Genomic DNA, 13232 nt, shown 5'->3' with positions numbered 1-13232 from the left:
AAAGTAAAAAGAAAGAAAATGGAGTGGTGACTTTTCCCGCCCGGGAGTGCTTGGGAAAACGAAAGAACCGGCCGGATGCCGTATCGCACAATGCTTAACAGGCGCCTGCAAGCGCTTACACAAAGTATTGCGGCGCAACAACTTTCGTTTCAATGGAATATATCTTCCTTTTTCCTTTCAATTTGTTGACATCTTTCGAATCGCTGCCCTAGAGTCGGCCCAATCGCTTTCGAAACGCCCGGTGAACGGGTTGGGAGTCCGCGTGGAAATCTGCGTTCGTCGCTCGCCGCTGATGCTGGCCCTGTTGCCGGCATTGATGCTGGCGTCCATGCCGGCCCGGGCCGAGCCCGTCGGCAACCTGCGTTCGGTCAGCGCCAGCGCCAGCCGCGACGGCGTGCAGGGCTGGGATCTGCAGACCGACAAGGGCGCGCGCATCCGCATCGAGCTGCCGGCCACCGACATCATCCGCGTGCAGGCCGGCCGCAACGGCAAGCTCACCGGTGCAGGTGACAAGGCCGCACCGATCGTACTGCCGCAGCCCAAGGCGAACGTGCGGGCGCAGCTGGAAGAGGACGTGCAGGAAATCCGCGTGCGCACCGATGCACTGGTGCTGCATGTGCAGCGGCAGCCGTTGCGCCTGCGCCTGGAGCGCCTGGACAACGGCCAGCCCACCGCCTTGTGGCAGGAACTGCAGCCGCTGGACCTGGATGCCACGCAGAGCGTGCAGGTGCTGTCCTCGCAGGCTGACGAAGGCTACTTCGGTGGTGGCCAGCAGAATGGCCGCTACCAGTTCAAGGGACGCGAGCTGGAGGTGTCCTATTCCGGCGGCTGGGAAGAGGGCGACCGCCCCAGCCCGGCGCCGATGCTCCTGAGCAGCCGCGGCTGGGGCATGCTGCGCAATACCTGGAGCGATGGCAGCTACGATCTGCGCGAGACCGACCAGGCCACGCTGCTGCACCGCGAAGACCGCTTCGATGCGTACTACTTCGTCGGCGCCGACCTGCCGAAACTGATCGAGCGCTACACCCAGCTGACCGGCCGCCCCAACATGGTGGCGCGCTGGGCGCTGTCCTACGGCGATGCCGATTGCTACAACGACGGCGACAACAGCAAGAAGCCCGGCACCGTGCCCGAAGGCTGGAGCGACGGCCCGACCGGCACCACCCCGGATGTGATCGACAGCGTGGCCAAGCAATACCGCGCCCACGACATGCCCGGTGGCTGGATCCTGCCCAATGATGGTTACGGCTGCGGTTACAAGCAGTTGCCGGAAACGGTGAAGGGCTTGGCCAAGTACGGTTTCCGCACCGGTCTGTGGACCGAGAACGGCGTCGACAAGATCGCCTGGGAAGTGGGCAAAGCCGGCAGCCGCGTGCAGAAGCTGGACGTGGCCTGGACCGGCAAGGGCTACCAGTTCGCGATGGACGCCAACCGCCAGGCATTCAACGGCATCCTCGACAACTCCGATTCGCGCCCGTTCCTGTGGACGGTGATGGGCTGGGCCGGCATCCAGCGCTATGCGGTGGCATGGACCGGCGACCAGAGCAGCAGCTGGGACTACATCCGCTGGCACGTACCGACCCTGGTCGGTTCGGGCCTGTCCGGCATGGCCTACGCCAGCGGCGACGTCGATGCGATCTTCGGCGGCAGCGCCGAGACCTTCACCCGCGACCTGCAGTGGAAGGCCTTCACCCCGGTGCTGATGGGCATGAGCGGCTGGTCGTCGAATGCGCGCAAGCACCCGTGGTGGTACGACGAGCCCTACCGCAGCATCAACCGCGATTACCTGAAGTTGAAGATGCGCCTGACCCCGTACATGTACGGGCTGGTGCACGAGGCTGCGCAGACCGGCGCACCGCCGGTGCGTGGCCTGATGTGGGACAACCCGCGCGATCCGCATGCGCAGGATGAAACCTACAAGTACCAGTTCCTGCTCGGCCGCGACCTGCTGGTGGCGCCGGTGTACCGCAGCCAGGCGGCAAGCCGTGGCTGGCGCCGCGACATCCATCTGCCGGCTGGTGGTTGGATCGACTACTGGGACGGCCGCCGCGTGCAGGCCGCCGCCGATGGCCGCCAGCTCGACCGCCAGGTGGATCTGGCCACGCTGCCGGTGTTCGTGCGTGCCGGTGCGATCCTGCCGATGTACCCGTCGATGCTGTTCGATGGCGAAAAGCCACTCGATGAGGTGACGTTCGACCTGTACCCGCAGGGCGAGTCGCAGTACACGCTGTACGAAGACGACGGCAACACCCGCCGCTACCAGCAGGGCGAATCGAGCACGCTGCAGATCCGCGTGCAGGCGCCGGCGCAGGGCAGTGGCCCGGTGCAGGTGCAGATTGATGCCGTGCGGGGCCAGTACAACGGCCAGCTGGCGCAGCGTCGCTATGGCCTGCGCGTGCTCAGCCGCCAGGCGCCGCGCGCGGTGCAGGCCGGTGGTCGCGCGCTGCCGGCGCTGGCCGATGCCGCTGCGTTCAACAACGCCAGTGAAGGCTGGTACTTCGATGCCAAGGAGCGTCGTGGCACCGTGCATGTGCGCACCGCCGCCCAGGACATCCGCCAGCCGTTGCAGTTGCAGCTGGACTTCGCGGTGGCTGCCGCGGCCGCCGACGATGCCTATCCGGCCGCGCCGGTGCTGGGCCGCGAACTGCCGGCCGACAGCCTGCTGGTGGTCAATCGCCCGGCCGAAGAGCCTGGCCATGCGCTGGAAAATGCCTTCGACGACGATCCGGCCACCTGGTTCCGCAGTGTGCGCAACCAGGCCGTGCGCACCGGTGCGCATGAGTGGGTGATCGGCTTCGGCGAGCGCAGGATGATCGACGGCATCGACATCGCGCCGCGCAACGACAAGAACTGGAAGCACGGCCAGGTGCGCGACTACGAGGTGTACCTGGGCGATAGCAATGGCGAGTGGGGCGAGCCGATCGCACGTGGCCGCCTGCAGTTGAAGGAGGGCGTGCAGCGCATCGCGTTCCCGGCCCATGCCGGGCGCCTGCTGCGCTTCCGCGTGCTGAGCGTGCAGAACCCCGAAGGCGACGGCGCCAGCAGCACCGACCCGATGGTCACCGCCGCACAGGGCAGCGCCCGCGCATTCGATGCACTGCAGCCACGCGACGTCGGCCCGATCGCCTTGTCCACCTTCCACATCCTCGAACACCAGGAACCGGAGCGACCGGCCCGGCAGCGCTATCTCTCCGAGCTGCCGGTGCCGGCCGCGCTGGCCAGCCAGGTGCGCACCGACCAGTCCTTCCGTGGCGACGCCGGCATGCGCATGAACGGCCTGCAGTTCCGCCGTGGCCTGGGCGTCGGCGCCAACAGCCGCATCGACCTGCGCCTGCAGGGCGGCTGGCACCTGCTGCGTGCCGACCTCGGCATCGACGACGCCTGCCGCACCGCCGGTGGCCTGCAGTTCCAGGTCTGGGGTGACAACCGCCTGTTGTATGACAGCGGCCTGGTGAAGGCACCCGGCGTGGTCAAGCCGGAGCTGGACATCCGAGGCCTTTCCACCCTGAGCCTGCGCACGCTGGGTGCGCAGGGCAGTCAACCCGCCCAGGTCTGCGCCAACTGGGCCAATGCCGTACTGATCGGCCAGGAGGGCGACTCCGCCAGCATCGTCGCCCCATGACCCCCTCGTAACACCGCTCCTCCCCCCGCCCATTCCGACTACGGCCCTCGTGGCTGTGGCCCGGGAGCGTTTTGCCCGCCGAACGCCCACGCGCTCACTTATTGCGCTGCACCCCTGCCAGGAGAGAACCCCGATGTTGCCCGCCCGCCACCACCGCCCCCCCTGTCGTTCGATCGCTCCGCTGTCGCTGGCCATCGCCGGCGTGCTGCTGTCGGTCGCCGTTCCTGCCTTCGCCCAGGAGAGCAAGGACAAGGCCACCGACCTGGCCCGCATCGAGGTCACCGGCTCCAACATCCGCCGCACCGACGTTGAAACCGCCTCGCCGGTGCAGGTGATCAGCAAGCAGGACATCCAGAACATGGGTGCACGCACGCTGCTGCAGGTGCTCGACAACCTGCCGGCCGCACGCCCGGCGCAGCAGGACGCGCGTTCGCTGTTCACCGGCTCCGACGGTGCCTCGCAGGCCAACCTGCGTGGCCTCGGTGCCCAGGGCACGCTGGTGCTGCTGAACGGTCGCCGCCTGTCGTACTACGGTGCGCCGGCCGGCTTCCAGACCCAGTTCGTCAACATCGATGCGATCCCGGCCGCGGCCATCGAGCGCATGGAAGTGCTGACCGACGGCGCCTCGGCGGTGTACGGCACCGATGCGGTGGCCGGTGTGATCAACGTGATCACCAAGCGCAACTTCCAGGGGGCCGAGGTCAGCTTCACCAACGACACCTCCTCGCGCATCGATTCCTACGGCGAGCGCCAGGCCAGCATCACCGCCGGCTTCGGTGACCTGACCGAGAACCGCTTCAACATCTACGGCGCGGTGAACATGTACCGCCGCGACGCGATCCCGCTGAGCGATTTCTACGACAAGCGGCCCGACCAGTACTACGTCAACAATCCGAACTACCTCAACAACCTGCGCCTGGGCGTGGGCAGCAAGCCGGGTGAATTCAATCCGGGCACTTACTTCGCCTTCGATCCAGTCACCGGCCGCCGTGTGCAGGAAGCTGCGCCGGGTTGCAGGAACGTGCTGACCAGTGAAGCGGCCGGTCCGCGTTGCGTCTGGGAAACCTGGATGAACAACGAGATCGATGCCGGCGCCAAGTCCGAGCGCAACACCGCCTACCTCAACGGCACCTTCCTGGTCGGTGACAGCACCGAGATCTTCGCCGAGGCGACCTACACCGACATCGACCTGCGCGCCAACGGCGGCACGCCGCGCACCTACGGCACCACCACCGGCAACCCGACCAGCTGGTTCTCGCGCAATACCGGCAACACCGTCAACCAGTTCCTGTACCCGTTCCTGGGCCCGAACAACGAATACAACCACGCCAGCCCGCAGATGAAGGCGATGATGGGCGGTGTGGTCGGCCTGAACTACCTGCTGCAGGATGCCGGCCCGAACTATTTCGGCCAGCGCAATACCGACAAGAGCTACCGCGTGCTGGCCGGTGCGCGTGGCAACCGGGGCGACTGGAACTGGGAAACCGCGTTCGCCAGCGCCGGCACCCACTCCACCACCTACCAGACGATCAACGTCAACACCAAGGGCTTCGAGAAGGCCTTCGGCCCGTACACGATCGATCCGGGCACCGGCCGCGTGATCATTTCCGACCATCCGGCGTACAAGTTCGGCGAGATCAGCGAAGCCAACGCCGCGCTGATCCGTGAAGCGTTCCCGACCTTCGACATCCAGTCGTGGACCCGCCTGCACACCCTCGACGGCAAGATCGAAGGCCCGCTGTTCCAGCTGCCGGCCGGCGAGATGCGTGCGGCATTCGGCTTCAACGCCAGCCGCGAAACCTTCTACACTCCGGGCAACGCCGACGCCGCCAACGGTCTGATCACCCAGCAGGGCGGTTCCTGGTTTGACGGCAAGCGCAACACCTACGCGCTGTTTGCCGAAACCGTGGCGCCGATCACCGACAAGCTGGAACTGGATGCGGCGGTGCGCGTGGACAAGTACCCGAACTTCAGTGCCAACGTGGCACCGAAGATCGGCTTCAAGTACCAGGCGTTCGACCAGCTGATGCTGCGCGGTACCTACTCCACCGGCTTCCGTGCACCGAGCCTGGCCGAGTCCGGCAATGGCGGCGTGTTCGCCCAGCTGGGCGGCTTCCGCGACGAGCTGCGCTGCAACGAGACCAACGCCATCGCGAACCTGTTGCTGAAGTCGCAGCGGCCGGGTGATGTCGACCTGGGCAAGAACATGCTGAACGTCGACTGCAGCCGCACCGTTGCGCGCATGACCCAGCCAAACAAGGACCTGAAGCCGGAGAAGGCGAAGATCGCCACCCTCGGCTTCGTCTACGAGCCGGCGAGCTGGCTGTCGGTGTCGGCCGACTACTGGTTCATCTACCGCAACAACGAAATCGTCGCGCCGGACTATCGCCGCATGGAAGACATCATCTCGATGTCGCGCTCGCCGATCACCGACAGCGACCGCGCCAACCTGGCGCAGCTGGCGGCCATGTGTGCCGACCCGGCCAGTGGCGTGAGCTGCCCGTCGGTGCTGCCGGGCTATTCGGCCGGCAACGTGGCCAGCGTGGTGGGCCAGTACAAGAACCGTGGCAAGACCCTGATCGACGGCTTCGACATCGATGCGCGCAGCCGCTTCTCGCTGGGGGACTGGGGCAACCTGAACATCGGCCTGGCTGCCACCATCGCCAACCGCAACCGTTTCTACATGGATGAAGCCAACGGCTGGTACTACGGCGACGTGGTGGGCTACTACAACAACCCGCGCCTGCGTGCCACGCTCAATGCCGACTGGACCTACAAGCAGGTCACCACCAGCATGTTCGTCAACTACGTGGGTGGCACCAAGTGGGCCACCGACCAGGTTGATGAGGTGAGCAACAACAAGGAAACCTGCACCGGCGGCTACCTGGCCCTGCAGAAGAGCAAGTGCGACGGTGCACCGTCGTGGTGGACCGCCAACATGAGCGTCACCTGGCGCCCGGATGATGCGTGGAACCTGAGCTTCACCGTCAAGAACCTGTTCAACCGCCTGCCGTTCTACGATCCGAACAGCTTCCTGGGTGACTCCAGTGACTACGCAACCATCTTCGGCCGTGGTTACAGTGTGACTGTCGGTTACCGGTTCAAGTAATTCCGTTTGCGTTACCTGGCGTGCCGGCTACGGCCGGCACGCTGCCAAGAGGAGAGATGTTTGCCATGAAGCGTAGGGAATTCATCGCGGCCAGCGCCGCTGTCGCCGCCAGCAGCCTGTTGCCGCAGACCCCGGCATGGGCACGCGGGCGCAAGGTGCGCCTGGCCATGATCGGTACCGGCATGCGTGGCCTGGTGCTGCTGAAGGAACTGGTGCGCCGCGACGACGTCGAGGTTGTCGCCGTCTGCGATATCGAGCCGATCATGCTCGGCCGTGCCGTGGAGATGGTCAGCAAGGCCGGCAAGCCGGCACCGAAGACCTACGGCCAGGACCGCGACACCAATGCCTGGAAGCGCCTGCTGGAACAGAAGGGCATTGATGGCGTGATCATCGCCACGCCGTGGGAGTACCACGCGCCGATGGCGATTGCCGCGATGCAGGCCGGCGTGGCGGTGGGCTGCGAAGTGGTGGCCGGCATCACCCTGCAGGACCACTGGGACGTGTTGAAGACCCAGTTGAGTACCGGCACGCCCTACATGCTGCTGGAGAACGTCTGCTACCGCCGCGACGTGATGGCCGCGCTGCAGATGGTGCGCCAGGGCCTGTTCGGCGAGCTGGTGCACCTGCAGGCTGGCTACCAGCACGACCTGCGCGGCGTGAAGTTCAATTCCGGTGACCCGAACCAGCCGTATGACAGCGGCGTGGAGTTCGGTCCCAAGGGCTGGAGCGAAGCCCGCTGGCGCACCGAGCATTCGGTGGAGCGCAATGGCGAGCTCTACCCCAGCCACGGCATCGGCCCGTGCGCGATGTATACCGGCATCAACCGTGGCAACCGCTTCACCCACATCAACGCCTTCGCGACCAAGGCGCGTGGCCTGCACGAATACACCGTGGCCAAGAGTGGCGGCACCACCCACCCCAGCACCAAGGTGAAGTTCAAGCTGGGTGACATCGTGACCACCACGCTGGCCTGCGAGAACGGCGAGACCATCCTGCTGCAGCACGATACCTCGCTGCCGCGCCCGTATTCGATGGGCTTCCGCGTGCAGGGCACCAAGGGCCTGTGGATGGATGTGAACCATTCGATCCACATCGAAGGCCGCAGCCCGCCGCACCAGTGGGAAGAGTTCAAGAAGTACCAGGACGAGTATGAGCACCCGCTGTGGAAGCAGAATGCCGAGACCGCTGCCAGCGCCGGTCATGGTGGCATGGACTGGTTCGTCATCCACGCGTTTGTCGAGGCGCTGAAGGCCAAGGCACCGATGCCGATCGATATCTATGACGCCGTGACCTGGAGTGCGATCACGCCGTTGAGCGAGCAGTCGATCGCCAACAGCTTCCAGACGCTGGAGTTCCCGGACTTCACTGGCGGCGCGTGGAAGCAGCGCAAGCCGATCTTCGCGTTTGACGGTAAGTACTGATCTGCTCCTTGTAGAGTCGAGCCATGCTCGACTGCTTTGAATGCAACGCCGGGCCATGCCCGGCGTTGCTGTTCGTGTGGGCATTGGCCCCTGTAGAGCCGAGCCCGTGCTCGGCTGCCCATCTGATCGGCCGACCTGTATCAGAAAACTCTGAAATCAGACCCATTCCACAGTTTCTGACTTGAATGTGTAAATCACATCGGAGATAACGTCCCCCGTGCGGTCAGGCCGCATTCCGGACCAGGGACGATCCGAAGCATGACGTGGTGAGGCAGCCGCCCCACGTTCTCGTTCCCGCCGGCGCTGTGTTCGTCCAGGAAGGAGAACAGGGATGTTGAAGCGATTGAAGGATCTGTCGAGCGGAGTGCTGGCGATGGCCGCGCTGGGATGCATGGGCACCTCTGCGGTTCAGGCGCAGGAGGTGAAGAAGCAGTGGTTCGCGTTCGCGTCCGGCAACCAGCCCCGTGCGACCGAGAAGCTGGTACAGAAGGACATTGAAACCCGCTTTGCCGCCCATCAGGCCTATGGCCCCTTCAGCTGGGAGATGCGGGGGACCACTACCCTGACCGACAAGATCATCTATGACTACGCGATCAAGCCCGCGAAGCTGATCAAGACCGATTGGACATACCGCTTCGACAGCCAGGCGCATGGCTCGGAGGAGGCCCTGTTCGAGGCGCTCAGGCTGACGGTGCCCAAGGAGCCCGCCTGCCCGGCGCCGCAGGTTTCGATGACGCAGGCGTGGACGGGGATACCTGGCGGTGGCGCAGGTGCCGGCGCCGATGGCAGCAATGTGGGTGAGCGGGGCGTGGCCACCGTAACCTACCACTCCTTCAATGCAGGCAGTGCAACCTGCGAGCCGATGACAGCGCCGCGCCATGTCCAGCGGACACGGGAAGTGAAGTGCCCCAATACCAGCAGCACCATCATGAAGTGGCGTGAAGATCTGCAGATGTGCGGCATGCCCCCGGCGCTTGAGACGGGGACGGCGGCAATGACCCGCCGATACTACAGCCCGATGATCGCGCAACAGTGTGATGCACCTGGAAATCCATGCGACCCGACAACAGGTGACAAGACCCAGCCCGAGCCCGATTTCGATCTGGGCTGGATCAGCTTCCGCCGTCACTACCACTCGCTGACCAGCACGCCTGGAGCCGCCTTGGGCACGGGTTGGACGCACTCGCACAACCTGCGGTTGACGGTCGGTGTGGACAGCACCACGTTCCCACCGGGCACCGAAGTGAAGGTCGGTCGGATCGGTCAGGACGGCACGCACCTCGCTTTCCCCAAGCGCGGTGCCTACTACGAAGCCAATGACGGCAGCGGCGAGCGGGTAACGCAGCAAGGTTCCAACTGGCTGCTCTCACGCGCCGGGGAGCGCATCCTGTTCAGTTCCACCGGTCTGATGCAGCGTCGCGATTTCGAGGACGGAACGTCGCTGACCTATGCACACGACAGCCGTGGCCGCCTGCTCAGCGTCACCCATTCAACCGGGCGGCGTCTGGATATTCAGTACCTCCTGCCAGGTGACGACTCGCTGATCTCCGCGGTGATGGTCGCCGGCCAGCCTGTGGTGAGCTACGCCTATTCACCTGCCGGCGAACTGATCCGTGCGACCTACGCAGACGGCGCCAGTCGTACGTACCACTATGAGGACGCCCGCTTCCCGGGTTACCTGACTGGCATTACCGCCGAAGACAGCCAGCGCTACAGCTGGTACGGCTATGACACGCAAGGGCGGGTCACCTGCAGCCGCCATTCCGGCGATTGCAGTCAAGCCGACGTGGGCATTGATGGCGTGCGCCTGGAGTACACCCCGGCGGGCACCACCATCGTCACCGATGCACTGGGCAAGCAGAGCACCTACGCCTTGACCGCCAGCGGCGCCAGCGGCCTTCCGCGCAAGGTCAATGGCATCACCGAGAGCAACGGCAGCATCACTCGCGCCTATCTGCCCGAGGCCACCGATTTCCGGCGTCGGCTGCAGTCGGTGACCGACCGCCGTGGCGTTGTCACCCAGTATGCCTATGCCGAGGCCAGCGATGCTGCCGCAGGCACCGTCAGCGTGACCACTACCACCGAAGCAACCGGTACCCCGGATCAGCGCATCAGCGAAGCGCGCGTGGCCATGGACAGCAATCGGCTGGTCCAGCAGACCGTCGGTAACCGTGAGACCCGCATCGCGCGCAATGCACGCCTCCAGCCGACCACCATCACCGTGCGCGACACGCTGACCGGTGACACCCGCGTCACCACGCAGACCTACTGTGAGGCCGAAGGGCCAGAGTGCCCGCTGGTGGGTCTGCTGCGCAGCGTGGATGGGCCGCGAGGCGATGTGGCGGATGTCTCCACCTATGCGTACTACACCGCGGACGATGCGGGATGCGCGACCAGTGGTGCCTGCAGCTATCGCAAGGGTGACCTGCGCAGCGTGACCAATGCGCTCGGGCAGACGGTCGAGACCCTGGCCTACGATGTGCTCGGACGGCCGTTGTCGGCGAAGGATGCCAACGGCGTGGTCACCGATTACACCTACCATGCGCGCGGCTGGCCGACCTCGATCACTGTGCGCGGCGCCACCACTGCCGAGGATCGGGTCACCCAGATCAGCTACTGGCCGACCGGCCAGGTGCAACAGATCACCGAGCCTGACGGCAGCAGCGTCACCTATGTCTATGACGCAGCACAGCGCTTGACCGATATTGCCGACAACAGCGGAAACACGATCCACTATGCGTTGGACAACGCCGGCAACCGTCTCAAGGAAGACACACTCGATGCAGGTGGCACGCTGCGTCGTACCTTGGCGCGGACGTTCAACACACTCGGCCAGCTGACCGCACTGAAGGATGCGGGCAATCACGCTACCGGCTTTGCCTACGATGCCAACGGCAACCCGCAGACGGTGACCGACGCACTGCAGCGCGTGACCCGCCAGCAGTATGACCCGCTGAACCGCCTGGCCCAGACCCTGCAGGACGTGGGTGGCGTGGCGGCGGAGATCCGCAGCCAGTACAACGCGCTGGACCAGGTCACCCAGGTCACTGATCCGAAGGGCCTGCACACCACCTACGCCTACAACGGCTTCGGTGATCTGACCGGACAGGTCAGCCCGGACAGTGGCGCCAGCAGCTACACCGTGGACGCGGCAGGCAATCGCAAGACCGTTACCGACGCGCGCGGCGTCACCGCCACCTATCACTACGATGCGCTGAACCGTTTGATCGGAGTCGCCTATCCGGACCCCAATCTGGACGTAGGCTACAGCTATGACGTGGCGCCGGCTGCCTGCGCCGCCGACGAGCGCTTCGCCAAGGGGCGGCTGGGGCAGGTGCTGCATGCCAACGGCAGCACCCAGTACTGCCATGACCGCTTCGGTCAGGTCACCCGCAAGCTGCAGACCGTCAATGGTGTGGCCAGCACGCTGCGCTACGCCTACAGCAAGTCGGGCCGTCTGACGGCGTTGACCTACCCCGACGGCAGCGTGACCGACTACGTGCGTGATATCCAGGGCCGCATCAGCCAGATCGGTCTGACCCGGCCCGGCCAGGCGCGCCAGATCGTGGTGAACAACGTGAGCTATGCAGCCTTCGGTCCGGCGACCGGCTGGACCTACGGCAATGGCCGCCAGCTGCAGCGTCCGCTGGATCTGGACTACCGCCCGCAGGCGGTACATGACCCGGCCGCAGGTGGCCTGTCGCTGGGCTACGGCTATGATCCGGTCGGTTCGATCACCGAGCTGAAGAACGGCGCAGGCTCGACGGTGCTGGCCAAGTACGCCTACGACACGCTGGGCCGCCTGACCCAGACCCAGGACGGCGCGACCGGCACGCCGATTGAAACCTATGCCTACGACGCCACCGGTAATCGCACCGCGCTGATCACCTCGGCAGGCACCGCCAGCTACACCTATCCAGCAACTAGCCATCGCCTGACAGCCGTGGACGGCGAAGTGCGCAACCATGACGCGGTGGGCAACACCACCAGCATCGGCGGCAAGACGTTCATCTACAACGATGCCAACCGCATGAACGCGGTGAAGCAGGGCAATGCCGTACTGGAAAGCTACGGTTACAACCACCGCGGTGAACGCGTGCTGCGTACTCCAGCCGGTGGCGCAGCGCAGATCACCCTGTATGACGAAGCAGGGCAGTGGCTGGGTAACTACTCGGCCACGGGCCAGGCGCAGCAACAGGCGATCTGGCTGGACAACTACCCGGTGGCGCTGATCAACGTGCCTGGCACCGGCGTGCCTGAACTGACCTACGTCCAACCAGATCATCTTGGTACGCCGCGCGTGGTGATCGATCCGGTGCGCGATGTCGCGATCTGGGAGTGGAGCAACAAGAGCGAGGTGTTCGGTAACCAGATTCCGAGTGCCGATCCCGATGGCGATGGTGTGGCGTTCGAGCTGGCGCTGCGCTTCCCGGGCCAGCAGGCGACGGGTGCGAGTGAGCTGTTCTACAACTATCAGCGGGAATACAACCCGGTGGTGGGACGCTATTCGCAGAGCGATCCCATTGGATTCAGGGGTGGGTACTCGCTGTATTCTTATGTCGATGGTGATCCACTATCCAACGAGGATTCCATGGGCCTGAAAGGTGGAAGGCCGCCAAGTCTTGCGCGACAGGGTGGCGGCAACTCCGCTCAAAGGAGAGTTGCAGCGCGCGCCCAGCGTCAGGCAATCGAGTCAAACTCACATACCAATCCAATTTACTCGCGCGGGCTTTCGCCCGAGGAAGTGGGGTCGTTGGAGAACGCTGCTAGCCTCGTAAGTGAGCATGACTATACTCAGTATTGTGCGGTTGAAGTCTGTAGAAAGGATCAAAATCAGTGCACAAGTGGTGACGTCATGAGGGGTGGGTTTCCATCGAATCCCACCGTTGCCCAGGTCCATTCAAGAGGGTGTCAGTGTCTAGCCCCCTATTATTCTAATCCCTCGCATCCTCTGCTATCTAATCCTGAGGCGGATCCTCTTGATCTGATTGATCTGGTTCGAGACTCCATAATAAACTGGCGGTCGCGGAGGTAGCTAAATGATTTTGCGAGCATTCGGGGTTGTGGTTGGGCTTGTTAC

General features: G+C 64.7%; 4 protein-coding genes. All 4 read left to right on the top strand.

What is annotated here, in order from left to right; translation table 11 throughout:
* Positions 1 to 262: 262 nt before the first annotated feature.
* Positions 263 to 3622: a TIM-barrel domain-containing protein gene (locus tag MG068_RS19830; RefSeq protein WP_132810969.1), complete on the top strand. Its 3360-nt coding sequence runs from the start codon at positions 263 to 265 to the stop codon at positions 3620 to 3622.
* 133 nt (positions 3623 to 3755) lie between these two features.
* A complete protein-coding gene (locus MG068_RS19825; RefSeq protein ID WP_132810968.1) occupies positions 3756 to 6731 on the top strand; it encodes a TonB-dependent receptor domain-containing protein in 2976 nt (991 codons plus the stop codon).
* Positions 6732 to 6796: 65 nt separating this feature from the next.
* On the top strand, positions 6797 to 8152 hold the full coding sequence (locus tag MG068_RS19820; protein ID WP_032127190.1) for a Gfo/Idh/MocA family protein: 1356 nt from the start codon (positions 6797 to 6799) through the stop codon (positions 8150 to 8152).
* Between the two features lie 331 nt (positions 8153 to 8483).
* Positions 8484 to 13187 (top strand): RHS repeat-associated core domain-containing protein, encoded by a 4704-nt coding sequence (locus tag MG068_RS19815; RefSeq protein WP_240792101.1) that lies wholly within the window; start codon positions 8484 to 8486, stop codon positions 13185 to 13187.
* The last annotated feature ends 45 nt before the right edge of the window (positions 13188 to 13232 follow it).

The sequence above is a fragment of the Stenotrophomonas sp. ASS1 genome (assembly GCF_004346925.1).
GTDB classification, from domain to species: domain Bacteria; phylum Pseudomonadota; class Gammaproteobacteria; order Xanthomonadales; family Xanthomonadaceae; genus Stenotrophomonas; species Stenotrophomonas maltophilia_A.
This window is presented reverse-complemented; position numbering and strand designations above follow the sequence as displayed.

Coding starts and splice junctions, on each gene's coding strand:
- MG068_RS19815 (WP_240792101.1), top strand. CDS start 8,484: ATGTTGAAGCGATTGAAGGATCTGTCGAGCGGAGTGCTGGCGATGGCC.
- MG068_RS19825 (WP_132810968.1), top strand. CDS start 3,756: ATGTTGCCCGCCCGCCACCACCGCCCCCCCTGTCGTTCGATCGCTCCG.
- MG068_RS19820 (WP_032127190.1), top strand. CDS start 6,797: ATGAAGCGTAGGGAATTCATCGCGGCCAGCGCCGCTGTCGCCGCCAGC.